Here is a 16,417-nt window from a genome sequence, read left to right as displayed (position 1 = left end):
GAAAGACCCGGCGAGACTCCGTCCCATCGGAGCACGGATGAGCGGCGCACCGAAGGCGTCCACGCCGACCTGGCCGACCCCGCCGGAAGGCGGCTGGACCGCCGACGACCTGGACCGCCTTCCGAATCTGCCTCCGCACACGGAGCTGATCGACGGGAGCCTCGTCTTCGTGGGTCCGCAGACTGTTTTCCACTCACGCGCTGTCGACTTCTTCAATGGGCAGCTCCAGTCTCTGGCCCCCTCGGAATTCGAGGTCATTCAGGGATTCACCATCGACATCGACCGTCAGAACCGGCCCGAGCCGGACGTGATCGTGGTATGCGGCGACGTGGTGGAGGATCCCGGGCAGACCCGCTGTCCGGCAGAGTCCGTCCTGCTCGCCATCGAGGTCGTCTCGGCGGACTCCGTCTCCCGGGACCGCGAGACCAAGCCGCTGAAGTACGCCCGGGCCGGTATCCCCCACTACTGGCGCGTGGAGAACGAGAAGGGCCTCGCCGCCGTGCATGCCTTCGAGCTGGAGCCCACCACCGATGCGTACACCAGCACCGGGATCTTCCGTGAGCGGATGAAGGTCAGCGCCCCGTTCCCCGTGGATCTGGACCTCACGGGCATCAAACCGCGCCTCAAGGGCGGCGAGTAACCGCCGCGACGCACAGGACAGCGGCCCGACACCCCCTGAGGGGAACCGGGCCGCCGTCTCGCACCGAGCGGAGCGTCAGCGCACGAACACCCCCGCCTGTCCCGCCAGATCCAGGAAGTACTGCGGCGCCACACCGAGCACCAGCGTGACCGCCACACCGACTCCGATCGCCGTCATCGTCAGCGGCGACGGCACGGCCACTGTCGGGCCCTCCGGCCGCGGATCGCTGAAGAACATCAGCACGATGACGCGGATGTAGAAGAACGCCGCGATCGCCGACGAGATCACACCGATCACGACGAGCGGGGCGGCCCCGCCCTCCGCCGCCGCCTTGAACACGGCGAACTTCCCGGCGAAGCCGGAGGTCAGCGGAATGCCGGCGAAGGCCAGCAGGAACACCGCGAACACGGCCGCCACCAGCGGCGAACGCCGGCCGAGCCCCGCCCACTTGGACAGGTGCGTCGCCTCGCCGCCGGCGTCGCGCACGAGCGTGACCACCGCGAAGGCGCCGATCGTCACGAACGAGTACGCGGCCAGGTAGAAGAGGACGGACGACACACCGTCCGGCGTGGTCGCGATGACACCCGCGAGGATGAACCCGGCGTGCGCGATCGACGAGTACGCCAGCAGCCGCTTGATGTCGGTCTGGGTGATCGCGACGATGGCGCCGCCCAGCATGGTGACGATCGCCACGGCCCACATCACCGGCCGCCAGTCCCAGCGCAGGCCCGGCAGGACGACGTACAGCAACCGCAGCAGCGCGCCGAACGCCGCCACCTTCGTCGCCGCTGCCATGAAACCGGTCACCGGCGTCGGCGCGCCCTGGTACACGTCCGGCGTCCACATGTGGAACGGCACCGCGCCCACCTTGAACAGCAGGCCCATCACCACCAGCGCGGCACCGATCAGCAGCAGCACGTCGTTGCCCATGGTGCCGGCGAGCGCCGGGTTGACGTCCGCGACCGTGCCGTCGACGACCTGCGCGATCGTCGCGTACGACATCGAGCCCGAGTAGCCGTACAGCAGGGCGATGCCGAACAGGGTGAACGCGGAGGCGAACGCGCCGAGCAGGAAGTACTTGACCGCCGCCTCCTGCGACATGAGCCGCTTGCGGCGGGCCAGGGCGCACAGCAGGTACAGCGGGAGCGAGAAGACCTCCAGCGCCACGAAGAGCGTCAGCAGGTCGTTGGCCGCCGGGAAGATCAGCATGCCGGCGACGGCGAACAGCAGCAGCGGGAACACCTCGGTGGTGGTGAACCCGGCCTTGACCGCGGCCTTCTCGCTCTCGCTGCCCGGCACGGACGCGGCCTGCGCGGCGAAGGAGTCGACCCGGTTGCCGTGCACCACCGGGTCGAGCCGCCGCTCGGCGAAGGTGAACAGGCCGACCAGCGCCGCCAGCAGGATGGTGCCCTGGAGGAAGAGGGCCGGTCCGTCGACGGCGATCGCGCCCATCGCCGCGATGCGCGCCTTGGTCGTGCCGTATCCGTCGGCCGCGAGGGCGACGACCGCGGCGAAGGCGGCGGCGAGCGCGACGACGGACACGAACATCTGGACGTAGTAACGGGATTTACGCGGTACGAACGCCTCGACGAGGATCCCGAGGATCGCCGCACCGACGACGATCAGGGTGGGCGCCAACTGTCCGTACTCGAACTTCGGCGCGTCGATCTTGGTGATCGGCTCGGCCGCGGTTGTCCACAGGCTGTGGACGGCTGTTGCGCTCACTTGGCCGCCTCCACCTCGGGCTGGGGGTCCTTCTTCTGTACGTCGGACATGGTCTGTTTCACCGCGGGGTTGACGATGTCCGTGACGGGCTTCGGATAGACGCCCAGGAAGATCAGCAGTACGACCAGCGGGGCGACGACCACGAGTTCCCGCACTCTGAGGTCCGGCATCGCGCTGACCTCCGGTTTCACCGGGCCCGTCATCGTCCGCTGGTAGAGGACGAGGGTGTAGAGCGCGGCGAGGACGATGCCGAAGGTGGCGATGATGCCGATCACCGGGTAGCGCGTGAACGTGCCGACCAGGACCAGGAACTCGCTCACGAACGGCGCCAGACCCGGCAGCGACAGGGTCGCGAGGCTGCCGATCAGGAACGTGCCGGCCAGCACCGGAGCGACCTTCTGCACACCGCCGTAGTCGGCGATGAGCCGCGAGCCGCGCCGGGAGATCAGGAAGCCCGCCACCAGCATCAGCGCGGCGGTCGAGATGCCGTGGTTGACCATGTAGAGCGTCGCGCCGGACTGGCCCTGGCTGGTCATCGCGAAGATGCCCATGATGATGAAGCCGAAGTGGGAGATCGACGCGTAGGCCACCAGCCGCTTGATGTCCCGCTGGCCGACCGCGAGCAGCGCCCCGTAGATGATGCTGATCAGGGCCAGGACGAGGATCGCGGGCGTGGCCCACTTACTGGCCTCCGGGAACAGCTGGAGGCAGAAGCGGAGCATTGCGAAGGTGCCGACCTTGTCGACGACCGCCGTGATCAGTACGGCGACCGGGGCGGTGGACTCCTGCATGGCGTTGGGCAGCCAGGTGTGCAGCGGCCACAGCGGCGCCTTCACCGCGAAGGCGAAGAAGAAGCCCAGGAACAGCCAGCGTTCGGTGCCGGTCGCCATGTCGAGCGTGCCGTTGGCCCGGGCCGCGGCGATCTCCTGGAGCGAGAAGTTCCCGGCGACCACGTAGAGGCCGATCACCGCGGCCAGCATGATCAGGCCGCCGACCAGGTTGTAGAGGAGGAACTTCACGGCCGCGTACGACCGTTGCGTCGCCGCCGCCTTCTCGCCGTGCTCGTGGGCACGGTCCCCGAAGCCGCCGATGAGGAAGTACATCGGGATCAGCATGGCTTCGAAGAAGATGTAGAAGAGGAAGACGTCGGTGGCCTCGAAGGAGAGGATCACCATCGCCTCGACGGCCAGGATCAGGGCGAAGAAGCCCTGCGTCGGCCGCCACCGGCTGCTGCCGGTCTCCAGCGGGTCGGCGTCGTGCCAGCCCGCGAGGATGATGAACGGGATCAGCAGGGCCGTGAGCGCGATCAGCGCCACCGCGATGCCGTCCACGCCCAGTTCGTAGCGGACACCGAAGTCGGCGATCCAGGCGTGGGACTCGGTGAGCTGGTAGCGGTCGCCGTCCGGGTCGAAGCGGACCAGGACGACGATCGCCAGGACGAGCGTGGCGAGCGAGACGAGCAGCGCCAGCCACTTGGCGGCGGTGCGCCGCGCGGCCGGTACGGCGGCCGTGGCGATCGCCCCGACGGCCGGGAGCGCCGCTGTCGCTGTCAGCAGAGGAAAGGACATCGGTATCAGACCGCCCTCATCAGCAGGGTCGCGGCGACGATGACCGCCGCGCCGCCGAACATCGAGACCGCGTAGGAGCGGGCGAAGCCGTTCTGCAGCCTTCGCATCCGCCCGGAGAGGCCGCCGACCGAGGCCGCCGTGCCGTTGACGACGCCGTCGACCAGGGTGTGGTCGACGTAGACCAGGGACCGCGTGAGGTGCTCGCCGCCGCGGACCAGGACGACGTGGTTGAAGTCGTCCTGGAGCAGGTCGCGCCGGGCGGCCCGGGTGAGCAGGGAGCCGCGCGGGGCGACGGCCGGGACCGGGCGGCGGCCGTACTGGGCCCAGGCGAGGGCGACGCCGACGACCATGCACGCGACGGTCGCGCCGGTGACCACGCCCGCGCTGATCGGCGGGTTGCCGTGACTGTGCCCGGTGATCGGCTCCAGCCAGTTCAGGAAGCGGTCGCCAATGCTGAAGAACGCACCGCCGGCCACCGATCCGACGGCCAGCACGATCATCGGGATCGTCATGACCTTGGGCGACTCGTGCGGGTGGGGCGGGGTGTACTCGCCGCGCGTCTCGGCGGCGGGCTCCACGTCCGGTTCGGCCGGGGACGGCATCGGGGCGTTGCGCCAGCGCTCCTCGCCGAAGAACGTCATCAGCATCACGCGCGTCATGTAGTACGCGGTGATGGCCGCGCCGAGCAGGGCGCAGGCGCCGAGGATCCAGCCCTCGGTGCCGCCCTTGGCGAACGCCGCCTCGATGATCTTGTCCTTGGAGAAGAAACCGGACAGGCCCGGGAAGCCGATGATCGCGAGGTAGCCGAGGCCGAAGGTGACGAAGGTGATCGGCATGTACTTCCTCAGACCGCCGTACCTCCTCATGTCCACCTCGTCGTTCATGCCGTGCATGACCGAACCGGCGCCGAGGAAGAGCCCGGCCTTGAAGAAGCCGTGCGTCACCAGGTGCATGATCGCGAAGACGTAGCCGATGGGGCCGAGACCCGCGGCGAGGATCATGTAGCCGATCTGCGACATGGTCGAGCCGGCCAGGGCCTTCTTGATGTCGTCCTTCGCGCAACCGACGATCGCACCGAACAGCAGCGTGACCGCGCCGACGATGGTGACGACCAGCTGCGCGTCCGGGGCGCCGTTGAAGACGGCAGCGGAGCGGACGATCAGGTAGACGCCCGCGGTCACCATGGTCGCGGCGTGGATGAGGGCCGAGACCGGGGTCGGGCCCTCCATCGCGTCCCCGAGCCAGGACTGCAGCGGCACCTGGGCGGACTTGCCGCAGGCGGCGAGCAGCAGCATCAGCGCGATCGCGGTCAGCTTGTCCTCACCGGCCCCGCCGGCGAGCCCGGCCTCCGTGTGGCTGCCGAGCACCGGCCCGAAGGCGAAGGTGCCGAACCACAGGAACATCAGCATGATCGCGATGGACAGGCCCATGTCGCCGACGCGGTTGACCAGGAAGGCCTTCTTCGCGGCCGTCGCGGCGCTGGGCTTGTGCTGCCAGAAGCCGATCAGCAGGTAGGAGGCGAGCCCGACGCCCTCCCAGCCGACGTACAGCAGCAGGTAGTTGTCGGCGAGGACGAGCAGCAGCATCGCCGCGAGGAACAGGTTCAGGTAGCCGAAGAAGCGGCGGCGCCGCTCGTCGTGCTCCATGTACCCGACGGAGTAGAGGTGGATCAGCGATCCGACGCCCGTGATGAGCAGGACGAACGTCATGGACAGCTGGTCGAGCTGGAAGGCGACGTCCGCCTGGAAGCCCTCGACCGGGATCCAGCTGAACAGGTGCTGGGACATGACGCGGTGTTCGGGGTCCTGGGCCAGCATGTCGCTGAACAGCACCAGGCCGAGCACGAAGGAGGCGGCCGCGAGCAGCGTGCCGAGCCAGTGGCCCACGGCGTCCAGCCGGCGTCCGCCGCACAGCAGGACCGCCGCTCCGAGCAGAGGCGCCGCCACCAGCAGCGCAATCAGGTTCTCCACGATTCTTCCGACCCCTTACAGCTTCATCAGGCTGGCGTCGTCGACCGAGGCCGAGTGGCGGGCGCGGAACAGGGACACGATGATCGCGAGCCCGACCACGACCTCCGCGGCGGCGACGACCATCGTGAAGAAGGCGATGATCTGGCCGTCGAGGTTGCCGTGCATCCGGGAGAAGGCGACGAACGCGAGGTTGCAGGCGTTGAGCATGAGCTCGATGCACATGAACACGACGATCGCGTTGCGCCGGATCAACACGCCGGTGGCGCCGATCGTGAACAACAGGGCCGCGAGATACAGATAGTTGACGGGGTTCACTTCGACGCCTCCTCGGGCCGCTTGAACGTGGTCGGCTCGATGGCCTTCCGCTCCAGGCGCTCCTCGGCACGCTGTTCCAGGGCCCGCAGGTCGTTGAGCGCCTCCTGCGACACGTCCCGGATCTGGCCCCGCTCCCGCAGGGTCTTGCTGACGGTGAGGTCGGACGGTGTGCCGTCGGGCAGCAGGCCCGCGATGTCGACCGCGTTGTGCCGGGCGTACACACCAGGGGCCGGCAGGGGCGGCAGTTGCTTGCCTTCGCGGACCCGCTCCTCGGAGAGTTCGCGCTGCGTCTTGGCGCGTTCGGTGCGCTCGCGGTGGGTGAGCACCATGGCGCCGACGGCGGCCGTGATGAGCAGGGCGCCGGTGATCTCGAACGCGAACACGTACCGGGTGAAGAGGAGGGCGGCGATGCCCTCCACGTTGCCGCCGGCGTTCGCCTGGCCGATGCCGTTGAACTCCTTGAGGGAGGCGTTGCCGATGCCGGCGATCAGCAGGACGCCGAAGCCGAGGCCGCACAGCAGGGCCAGCCAGCGCTGGCCCTTGATGGTCTCCTTCAGGGAGTCCGCCGCGGTGACGCCGACGAGCATCACCACGAACAGGAACAGCATCATGATCGCGCCGGTGTAGACGACGATCTGGACGACGCCCAGGAAGTAGGCGCCGTTGGCGAGGTAGAACACCGCCAGGATGATCATGGTCCCGGCGAGGCACAGCGCGCTGTGCACGGCCCTCTTCATGAGGATGGTGCACAGGGCGCCGATCACCGCGACCGTGCCGAGGATCCAGAACTGGACGGCCTCTCCGGTGGAGGTGGAGTAGGCGGCGAGCTGGGTGGTCATCGGCCGATCACCTTCTTCGACGCCGGTTCCGTCCCGCCGAAGGTCGAGTCGGCCTCCTGGACCACCTCGCCCTTGGAGTGGGCGACCTGCCGCTCCGTACCGGGCGCGGCCTCGGTGACCAGGCCGCGGTAGTAGTCCTGCTCGTCCGTGCCCGGGTAGATGGCGTGGGGCGTGTCGACCATGCCCTCCTCCAGGCCGGCGAGCAGCTGCTCCTTGGTGTAGATGAGGTTGGCCCGGCTGGAGTCGGCGAGCTCGAACTCGTTCGTCATCGTCAGCGCGCGCGTGGGGCACGCCTCGATGCACAGGCCGCACAGGATGCAGCGGGCGTAGTTGATCTGGTAGACGCGGCCGTACCGCTCGCCCGGCGAGTAGCGCTCCTCGTCGGTGTTGTCCGCGCCCTCCACGTAGATCGCGTCGGCTGGGCAGGCCCACGCGCACAGTTCGCAGCCGACGCACTTCTCCAGGCCGTCGGGATGGCGGTTGAGCTGGTGCCGTCCGTGGAAGCGCGGAGCCGTGGTCTTCTGCTGCTCCGGGTACTGCTCGGTCAGCCGCTTCTTGAACATGGCCTTGAAGGTCACGCCGAAGCCGGCCACCGGGTTCTGGAAACCGGGCTTGGTGTCCTTCGGTTCCTCAGCCATCGGACGCCTCCTTTCCATCCGTAGTTCCGCCCAGAGATCCGTCACTCTGAGTATCGGGCCCACCACTGACAATCAGCTCCCGCTCACGGCGCGAGCGGCGCCGCGGGACCGCTGGAAGCTCCTGTCCCGGCAGGGGCGGTACGGGGAATCCGCCCGCCATCGGGTCGAAGGCGGCCGGGGTCTCGGCCGGCTGCTCGGCCTGCTTCGTCTTCTCGCGGAAGATGTCGACGACGAAGGAGAGCACCAGCAGGGCCAGCACGCCGCCGCCGACGTAGAGGGCGATGTCGGCGAAGTCGTAGCCCTCGTTCCGCAGGGCGCGCACGCTGGCGACGAGCATCAGCCAGACCAGCGAGACCGGGATGAGGACCTTCCAGCCGAGCTTCATCAGCTGGTCGTAGCGCACGCGAGGGAGCGTGCCGCGGATCCAGATGAACATGAACAGCAGCAACTGGACCTTGACCGTGAACCAGAGCATCGGCCACCAGCCGTGGTTCGCGCCCTCCCAGAAGGTGCTGATCGGCCAGGGGGCCCGCCAGCCGCCGAGGAACAGCGTCGTGGCGACGGCCGAGACGGTCACCATGTTGACGTACTCGGCGAGCATGAACATCGCGAACTTGATCGACGAGTACTCGGTGTTGAAGCCGCCGACCAGGTCGCCCTCGGACTCCGGCATGTCGAACGGGGCGCGGTTGGTCTCGCCGACCATCGTCACGATGTAGATGACGAAGGAGAGCGGCAGCAGCAGGATGTACCAGCGGTCGGTCTGCTGCTCGACGATCGTGGACGTCGACATCGACCCCGAGTAGAGGAACACGGAGGCGAAGGCGGCGCCCATCGCGATCTCGTACGAGATCATCTGCGCGCAGGACCGCAGACCGCCCAGGAGCGGGTACGTCGATCCGGAGCTCCAGCCCGCCAGCACGATGCCGTAGATGCCGACGGAGGCGACCGCGAGGATGTAGAGCATCGCGATCGGCAGGTCAGTGAGCTGCATCGTGGTGCGGTGGCCGAAGATCGAGATCTCGTTGCCGGCCGGGCCGAAGGGGATCACCGCGATCGCCATGAAGGCCGGGATGGCCGCGACGATCGGCGCGAGGACGTACACCGCCTTGTCCGCGCGCTTGACGATGACGTCTTCCTTGAGCATCAGTTTGATGCCGTCGGCGAGCGACTGGAGCATGCCCCAGGGGCCGTGCCGGTTGGGGCCGATGCGCAGCTGCATCCAGGCGACGACCTTGCGCTCCATGACGATGGAGATCAGCACGGTCACCATCAGGAAGGCGAAGCAGAACACCGCCTTGATGACGACCAGCCACCAGGGGTCGGTGCCGAACATCGAGAGGTCTTCAGCAGCGAGGTACGACGGGCTCATGCCTCCACCTCCTTGGGGGCCTCGCCGGCGAGGGTCGCCGGTCCGATGCGGACGAGGGAGCCGGGCCGCGCCCCGGTGTCGGAGGCGACGCCGCCGCCGGTGGAGTTCAGCGGCAGCCACACCACCCGGTCGGGCATCTCACTGATCTGGAGCGGCAGTTCGACGACTCCCTGGGGGCCGGTCACCGCGAGGAGGTCGCCCTCCTTGACGCCCGCCTCGGCGGCCGTCGCGGCCGAGACACGCGCGCGTGCGGCGTGCCGGGTGCCGGCGAGCGCCTCGTCGCCCTGCTGGAGGACGCCCTGGTCGAGCAGCAGCCGGTGTCCGGCGAGCACCGCCTCACCGGCGGCCGGACGGGGCAGGGCGCCCGCCGTCTCCAGGGGTTCGGTGGCCCGCGGGCCGTCCCAGGCGCCGAGCCGGTCGATCTCCGCCCGTACGGTGCGCAGATCGGGCAGTCCGAGGTGGACGTCCATGGCGTCGGCCACCATCTGCAGCACGCGCGCGTCGGTGGGTGCGAGGCGGCGGGTCATGTGGTCGGGCTTGAGCGCGGCCTCGAAGAAGCGGACCCGGCCTTCCCAGTTGAGGAAGGTGCCGGCCTTCTCGGCGACCGCGGCGACGGGCAGGACGACATCGGCCTTGCGGGTGATCTCGCCGGGCCTCAGTTCGAGCGAGACCAGGAAGCCGACCTCGTCGAGTGCCGCACGTGCGCGTGCCGGGTCGGGCAGGTCGGCGATCTCGACGCCCGCCACCAGCAGGGCCTGGAGTTCGCCGGTCGCGGCGGCCTCCACGATCTGGCCTGTGTCACGGCCGTAGCGGTGCGGGAGACCTGCCACGCCCCAGACGGCGGCGACCTCGTCACGCGCACGTGGGTCGGTGGCCGGACGCCCGCCCGGCAGCAGCGACGGCAGCGCGCCCGCCTCGACGGCGCCGCGTTCCCCGGCCCGGCGCGGGATCCACGCCAGCCGGGCACCGGTCGCGGAGGAGATGCGTACGGCGGCGGTCAGACCGCCGGCCACCGCGGCCAGCCGCTCACCGACGACGATCACGGCACCCTCGGCGCGCAGCGCCTCGGCGGCCGCGGCGCCGTCACCCTCCAGGCCGACGTTGCCCGCGAGCGCGTCCAGCCACTCGGTCTCGGTGCCGGGGGCGGCCGGCAGCAGCGTCCCGCCGGCCTTCTCCAGACCGCGCGTGGCGTGCGTGGCCAGCGAGAAGACCTTCTGTCCGTGCTTGCGCCATGCCTTGCGCAGCCGCAGGAAGACGCCGGGCGCCTCCTCCTCCGCCTCGAACCCGACCAGCAGGACGGCCGGTGCCTTCTCCAGTGCGGTGTACGTGACGCCCGTACCGTCGAGGTCCCGGCCGCGCCCGGCGACCTGGGCGGCGAGGAAGTCGGCCTCCTCGCTGCTGTGTACGCGCGCGCGGAAGTCGATGTCGTTGGTGTCGAGCGCCACGCGCGCGAACTTGCTGTACGCGTAGGCGTCCTCGATGGTGAGCCGGCCGCCGGTCAGCACACCGGTGCGGCCCCGGGAGGCCAGCAGCCCCTGGGCCGCGATCTGGAGCGCCTCCGGCCAGGAGGCCGGTTCCAGTTCGCCCTCCGCGTTGCGCACCAGCGGCGTCTGAAGCCGGTCCCGCTGCTGCGCGTACCGGAACGCGAACCGCCCCTTGTCGCAGATCCACTCCTCGTTGACCTCGGGGTCGTTGGCGGCGAGCCGCCGCATGACCTTGCCGCGCCGGTGGTCGGTGCGCGTGGCGCAGCCGCCGGAGCAGTGCTCGCACACCGACGGGGAGGAGACCAGGTCGAAGGGGCGGGAGCGGAATCGGTACGCCGCCGAGGTCAGCGCGCCGACCGGGCAGATCTGGATGGTGTTGCCGGAGAAGTACGACTCGAACGGGTCGCCCTCGCCGGTGCCGACCTGCTGGAGCGCGCCCCGCTCGATCAGCTCGATCATCGGGTCGCCCGCGACCTGGTTGGAGAACCGGGTGCAGCGGGCGCACAGCACGCACCGCTCACGGTCGAGCAGCACCTGTGTGGAGATCGGCACGGGCTTCTCGTAGGTCCGCTTGCGGCCCTCGAAGCGGGATTCGGCGTCGCCGTGCGACATGGCCTGGTTCTGCAGCGGGCACTCGCCGCCCTTGTCGCAGACCGGGCAGTCCAGCGGGTGGTTGATGAGCAGGAGCTCCATCACACCCTTCTGGGCCTTCTCGGCGACCGGGGAGGTGAGGTGGGTCTTGACGACCATCCCGTCGGTGCAGGTGATGGTGCAGGACGCCATGGGCTTGCGCTGGCCCTCGACGTCGACGATGCACTGCCGGCAGGCGCCGGCCGGGTCGAGGAGGGGGTGGTCGCAGAACCGGGGGATCTCGATGCCGAGCTGTTCGGCGGCCCGGATGACCAGGGTGCCCTTGGGCACGCTGATCTCGATGCCGTCGATCGTCAGCGTCACGAGGTCCTCCGGCGGGACCGCCGCCTCTCCCCCGCCTGAGGGAGCGTTGGTGGTCACGGTCATGCGTTCACCTCCGTGCGGTCGGCCCAGGCCGTCGACTTGGCCGGGTCGAAGGGGCAGCCCCGGCCCGTGATGTGCTGCTCGTACTCCTCGCGGAAGTACTTGAGCGAGGAGAAGATCGGCGAGGCGGCGCCGTCGCCGAGGGCGCAGAAGGACTTGCCGTTGATGTTGTCGGCGATGTCGTTCAGCTTGTCGAGGTCGGACATCCGTCCCTTGCCGGCCTCGATGTCGCGCAGCAACTGCACGAGCCAGTAGGTCCCTTCGCGGCAGGGCGTGCACTTGCCGCAGGACTCGTGGGCGTAGAACTCGGTCCAGCGCGTCACGGCCCGCACCACGCAGGTCGTCTCGTCGAAGCACTGGAGGGCTTTTGTGCCGAGCATGGAACCCGCGGCGCCCACTCCTTCGTAATCAAGAGGGACGTCGAGATGCTCGTCGGTGAACATCGGGGTCGAGGAGCCGCCCGGCGTCCAGAACTTGAGGCGGTGCCCGGGGCGCATTCCGCCGCTCATGTCGAGGAGCTGGCGGAGCGTGATCCCGAGCGGCGCCTCGTACTGGCCGGGGCTGGCGACATGGCCGGACAGGGAGTAGAGCGTGAAGCCGGGCGACTTCTCACTCCCCATCGACCGGAACCATTCCTTGCCCCGGTTCATGATCGCGGGAACCGACGCGATCGATTCGACGTTGTTCACCACAGTCGGGCACGCGTAGAGGCCCGCGACGGCAGGGAAGGGGGGACGAAGCCGCGGTTGACCCCGGCGGCCTTCGAGCGAGTCCAGCAGTGCGGTCTCCTCACCGCAGATGTACGCGCCCGCGCCCGCGTGCACGGTGATGTCGAGGTCGAGTCCGCTGTCCAGGATGTTCTCGCCGAGGAAGCCCGCCTCGTAGGCCTCGCGGACGGCCGAGTGCAACCGCCGCAGCACCGGGACCACTTCACCACGCAGATAGATGAACGCATGCGAAGACCTGATGGCGTAGCACGCGATGATCATGCCCTCGATGAGGCTGTGCGGGTTCGCGAAGAGGAGCGGGATGTCCTTGCACGTCCCCGGCTCCGACTCGTCGGCGTTGACAACCAGATAGTGCGGCTTTCCATCCCCCTGGGGAATGAACTGCCACTTCATGCCCGTGGGGAAGCCCGCGCCGCCGCGCCCGCGCAGACCGGACTCCTTGACGTACGCGATCACGTCGTCCGGCGACATGGCGAGCGCCTTGCGCAGCCCTTCGTACCCGTCGTGCCGCCGGTACACGTCCAGCGTCCAGGACCTGTCCTCGTCCCAGAAGGCCGACAGCACCGGTGCGAGCAGCTTCTCGGGGCTCATGTCTTTCAGCTCGGGTGCCAAGGTCATCACTCCCCCTCCTCGGCGACAGGCCCGGCCGGGTGGGCAGGGTCGGAGGCCGACGTGTCCTGCGGCGCGTCGTGCGAGCTCAAGTGCTCCGTCGGTGACGGCTCGTGCGGCGTGTCGTCCCGGGGCGCCTCCCCGCGCGGATGCACCACGCGCGCGGGAGCGGACTCGCCCTTGGCGAGCTTCAGGCCGACCAGGGAGGCGGGTCCCGCGCTTCCCCCGGCCTCGACGGCCCCGTCCCGCTCGTCGGGAAAACCGGCCAGGACCCGGGCGGTCTCCTTGAAGGTGCACATGCGCGCCCCGCGGGTGGGCGTGACCGGCCGGCCCGCGCGCAGGTCGTCGACGAGGCGCCTGGCGCTCGCCGGGGTCTGGTTGTCGAAGAACTCCCAGTTGACCATCACGACCGGCGCGAAGTCGCAGGCGGCGTTGCACTCGATGTGCTCCAGGGTGACCTTGCCGTCGCCGGTGGTCTCGCCGTTGCCGACGCCCAGGTGCTCCTGGAGCTCCTCGAAGATCGCGTCCCCGCCCATGACGGCGCACAGGGTGTTGGTGCACACCCCGACCTGGTAGTCACCGCTCGGCTTGCGCCGGTACATGGTGTAGAAGGTGGCGACGGCGGTGACCTCGGCCGTGGTCAGGCCGAGCATGTCCGCGCAGAACTGCATGCCGGTGCGCGTGACATGGCCTTCCTCGGACTGCACGAGGTGCAGCAGCGGCAGGAGGGCGGACCGGGAGTCCGGGTAGCGGGCGATGATCTCGCGCGCGTCGGTCTCCAGGCGGGCCCGGACGTCGTCCGGGTAGGCGGGTGCGGGCAGTTCGGGCATGCCCAGGCTGACGCCCCGCTCGGAAGAAGAGGTGGTCACCGGTCGACGCCTCCCATCACGGGGTCGATGGACGCGACGGCGACGATGACGTCGGCGACCTGGCCGCCCTCGCACATCGCCGCCATGGCCTGCAGGTTGGTGAAGGACGGGTCGCGGAAGTGGACCCGGTAGGGGCGGGTGCCGCCGTCGGACACGACGTGCACCCCGAGTTCGCCCTTGGGCGACTCGACCGCCGCGTACGCCTGTCCCGGCGGGACGCGGAAGCCCTCGGTGACCAGCTTGAAGTGGTGGATCAGGGCCTCCATGGAGGTGCCCATGATCTTCTTGATGTGGTCGAGGGAGTTGCCGAGGCCGTCGGGGCCCAGGGCGAGCTGGGCCGGCCAGGCGATCTTCTTGTCGGCGACCATGACCGGGCCGGGCTGGAGCCGGTCCAGGCACTGCTCGATGATCCTCAGCGACTGCCGCATCTCCTCCAGGCGGATGAGGAAGCGGCCGTAGGCGTCGCAGGTGTCGGCGGTCGGGATGTCGAAGTCGTACGTCTCGTAGCCGCAGTAGGGCTGCGTCTTGCGCAGGTCGTGCGGCAGGCCGGTGGAGCGCAGGATCGGGCCCGTCGCGCCGAGGGCCATGCAGCCGGCCAGGTCGAGGTAGCCGATGTCCTGCATGCGGGCCTTGAAGATGGGGTTCCCGGTGGCGAGCTTGTCGTACTCCGGGAGGTTCTTCTTCATCTTCTTCACGAACTCGCGGATCTGGTCCACCGCGCCGGGCGGCAGGTCCTGGGCGAGTCCGCCGGGGCGGATGTACGCGTGGTTCATCCGCAGGCCGGTGATCAGCTCGTAGATATCGAGAATGAGTTCACGATCACGGAATCCGTAGATCATGATCGTGGTGGCGCCGAGCTCCATGCCGCCGGTGGCGATGCACACCAGGTGCGAGGAGAGCCGGTTCAGCTCCATCAGGAGCACGCGGATGATCGAGGCCCGGTCCGGGATCTGGTCCTCGATGCCGAGGAGCTTCTCGACGCCGAGGCAGTACGCCGTCTCGTTGAAGAACGGCATCAGATAGTCCATGCGCGTCACGAACGTGGTGCCCTGCGTCCACGTCCGGTACTCGAGGTTCTTCTCGATGCCGGTGTGGAGGTAGCCGATGCCGCAGCGGGCCTCGGTGACGGTCTCGCCGTCGATCTCCAGGATCAGGCGGAGCACGCCGTGCGTGGACGGGTGCTGCGGGCCCATGTTGACGACGATGCGCTCGTCGTCGGCGCGGGCCGCGGACTGGACGACCTCGTCCCAGTCGCCACCGGTGACCGTGTAGACGGTGCCCTCGGTGGTCTCGCGCGCCGCGGCGGCCGCGGCGGCGGCGTCGGATGCGTGCGACGTGCTCATGAGTACGACCTCCGCTGGTCCGGAGCCGGGATCTGGGCGCCCTTGTACTCGACGGGGATGCCGCCGAGGGGATAGTCCTTGCGCTGCGGAAAGCCCTGCCAGTCGTCCGGCATCATGATCCGCGTCAGGGCGGGGTGGCCGTCGAAGACGATGCCGAAGAAGTCGTACGTCTCGCGCTCGTGCCAGTCGTTCGTCGGATAGACCGAGTACAGCGACGGGATGTGCGGGTCGCTGTCGGGGCAGCTGACCTCCAGGCGGATCAGCCGGTTGTGGGTGATCGAGCGCAGGTGGTAGACGGCGTGCAGCTCGCGGCCCTTGTCGTTCGGGTAGTGGACGCCGCTGACGCCGGTGCACAGCTCGAAGCGCAGGGCCGGGTCGTCGCGCAGGGTCCTGGCGACCGTTACGAGGTGCTCGCGCTCGATGTGGAAGGTCAGCTCGTCGCGGTCGACGACCGTCCTCTCGATGGCGTTCCCGGGGAGGAGTCCCTGTTCCTCCAGGGCGCCCTCCAGCTCGTCGGCGACCTCGTCGAACCAGCCGCCGTAGGGGCGGGTCGCCGGTCCCGGGAGCCGGACCGAGCGGACCAGGCCGCCGTAGCCGGAGGTGTCGCCGCCGTTGTTCGCGCCGAACATGCCGCGCTGGACGCGGATCTCCTCGCCGCCCTGGCCGCGCTGGCCCGGGAGGTTCGACGCGCTGAGGTCCTTCTCGGGGTTCGCGCCGTTGGCGCCGTTCGCGTCGCTCACCGCAGCAGCCCCTTCATCTCGATCGTGGGCAGGGCCTTGAGCGCCGCTTCCTCCGCCTCGCGGGCCGCCTCCTCGGCGTTCACGCCGAGCTTGGAGCTCTGGATCTTCTGGTGGAGCTTGAGGATCGCGTCCATCAGCATCTCCGGCCGGGGCGGGCAGCCGGGGAGGTAGATGTCGACCGGCACGATGTGGTCGACGCCCTGGACGATGGCGTAGTTGTTGAACATGCCGCCCGAGGAGGCGCAGACCCCCATGGAGATCACCCACTTGGGGTTCGGCATCTGGTCGTAGACCTGCCGCAGCACCGGCGCCATCTTCTGGCTGACCCGGCCGGCGACGATCATCAGGTCCGCCTGGCGCGGCGAGCCCCGGAAGACCTCCATGCCGAAGCGCGCCAGGTCGTAGCGCCCGGCGCCGGTGGTCATCATCTCGATGGCGCAGCAGGCGAGGCCGAACGTGGCGGGGAAGACGGACGACTTGCGCACCCAGCCCGCGGCCTGCTCGACGGTGGTCAGCAGGAAGCCGCTCGGCAGCTTTTCTTCGAGTCCCATGACTTGTGGCCC

General features: G+C 69.3%; 14 protein-coding genes. 1 reads left to right on the top strand and 13 read right to left on the bottom strand.

What is annotated here, in order from left to right; translation table 11 throughout:
• Positions 1 to 37: 37 nt before the first annotated feature.
• Positions 38 to 640: a Uma2 family endonuclease gene (locus tag QF034_RS23945; RefSeq protein WP_307176887.1), complete on the top strand. Its 603-nt coding sequence runs from the start codon at positions 38 to 40 to the stop codon at positions 638 to 640.
• Between the two features lie 75 nt (positions 641 to 715).
• On the opposite strand, the gene nuoN is transcribed toward QF034_RS23945, so the two are convergent.
• Genes nuoN through QF034_RS23880 form a run of 13 tightly spaced genes read right to left on the bottom strand, consistent with a single transcriptional unit; the run spans position 716 to position 16,405 of the window.
• Positions 716 to 2,365, bottom strand: a complete 1,650-nt coding sequence (gene nuoN / locus QF034_RS23940; protein WP_307176886.1) for an NADH-quinone oxidoreductase subunit NuoN — start codon at positions 2,363 to 2,365, stop codon at positions 716 to 718.
• A complete protein-coding gene (locus QF034_RS23935; protein WP_307176885.1) occupies positions 2,362 to 3,933 on the bottom strand; it encodes an NADH-quinone oxidoreductase subunit M in 1,572 nt (523 codons plus the stop codon). The genes nuoN and QF034_RS23935 overlap by 4 nt, the downstream gene beginning before the upstream one ends.
• Before the next feature lie 5 nt (positions 3,934 to 3,938).
• The gene (gene nuoL / locus QF034_RS23930; RefSeq protein ID WP_307176884.1) at positions 3,939 to 5,903 is read right to left on the bottom strand and encodes an NADH-quinone oxidoreductase subunit L; all 1,965 of its coding nucleotides are present in this window, start codon (positions 5,901 to 5,903) and stop codon (positions 3,939 to 3,941) included.
• Positions 5,904 to 5,918: 15 nt separating this feature from the next.
• Positions 5,919 to 6,218, bottom strand: coding sequence for an NADH-quinone oxidoreductase subunit NuoK (gene nuoK, locus QF034_RS23925; RefSeq protein ID WP_003992252.1), 300 nt, complete (start codon positions 6,216 to 6,218; stop codon positions 5,919 to 5,921).
• Positions 6,215 to 7,057, bottom strand: coding sequence for an NADH-quinone oxidoreductase subunit J (locus QF034_RS23920; protein WP_307176883.1), 843 nt, complete (start codon positions 7,055 to 7,057; stop codon positions 6,215 to 6,217). The genes nuoK and QF034_RS23920 overlap by 4 nt, the downstream gene beginning before the upstream one ends.
• Entirely contained in the window at positions 7,054 to 7,695 is a 642-nt protein-coding gene (gene nuoI / locus QF034_RS23915; RefSeq protein ID WP_307176882.1) for an NADH-quinone oxidoreductase subunit NuoI, read from the bottom strand. Before nuoI ends, QF034_RS23920 begins: the two co-directional genes overlap by 4 nt.
• Entirely contained in the window at positions 7,688 to 9,067 is a 1,380-nt protein-coding gene (gene nuoH / locus QF034_RS23910) for an NADH-quinone oxidoreductase subunit NuoH (RefSeq protein WP_307176881.1), read from the bottom strand. Before nuoH ends, nuoI begins: the two co-directional genes overlap by 8 nt.
• Entirely contained in the window at positions 9,064 to 11,568 is a 2,505-nt protein-coding gene (locus QF034_RS23905; protein ID WP_307176880.1) for an NADH-quinone oxidoreductase subunit G, read from the bottom strand. Before QF034_RS23905 ends, nuoH begins: the two co-directional genes overlap by 4 nt.
• Positions 11,565 to 12,911, bottom strand: coding sequence for an NADH-quinone oxidoreductase subunit NuoF (nuoF, locus tag QF034_RS23900; protein ID WP_370880840.1), 1,347 nt, complete (start codon positions 12,909 to 12,911; stop codon positions 11,565 to 11,567). The genes QF034_RS23905 and nuoF overlap by 4 nt, the downstream gene beginning before the upstream one ends.
• Positions 12,911 to 13,771, bottom strand: a complete 861-nt coding sequence (gene nuoE, locus QF034_RS23895) for an NADH-quinone oxidoreductase subunit NuoE (RefSeq protein WP_307176878.1) — start codon at positions 13,769 to 13,771, stop codon at positions 12,911 to 12,913. Before nuoE ends, nuoF begins: the two co-directional genes overlap by 1 nt.
• Positions 13,768 to 15,114 (bottom strand): NADH-quinone oxidoreductase subunit D, encoded by a 1,347-nt coding sequence (locus tag QF034_RS23890; RefSeq protein WP_307176877.1) that lies wholly within the window; start codon positions 15,112 to 15,114, stop codon positions 13,768 to 13,770. The genes nuoE and QF034_RS23890 overlap by 4 nt, the downstream gene beginning before the upstream one ends.
• Complete coding sequence (locus QF034_RS23885) at positions 15,111 to 15,854, bottom strand: NADH-quinone oxidoreductase subunit C (RefSeq protein ID WP_307176876.1); 744 nt, start codon at positions 15,852 to 15,854, stop codon at positions 15,111 to 15,113. The genes QF034_RS23890 and QF034_RS23885 overlap by 4 nt, the downstream gene beginning before the upstream one ends.
• Complete coding sequence (locus QF034_RS23880) at positions 15,851 to 16,405, bottom strand: NuoB/complex I 20 kDa subunit family protein (RefSeq protein WP_018528252.1); 555 nt, start codon at positions 16,403 to 16,405, stop codon at positions 15,851 to 15,853. The genes QF034_RS23885 and QF034_RS23880 overlap by 4 nt, the downstream gene beginning before the upstream one ends.
• Between the last annotated feature and the right edge of the window lie 12 nt (positions 16,406 to 16,417).

It is taken from the genome of Streptomyces africanus, assembly GCF_030816955.1.
GTDB classification, from domain to species: domain Bacteria; phylum Actinomycetota; class Actinomycetes; order Streptomycetales; family Streptomycetaceae; genus Streptomyces; species Streptomyces africanus.
Note: the sequence above shows the minus strand (reverse complement) of the source record. Positions and strands in the feature narration are given on the sequence as shown.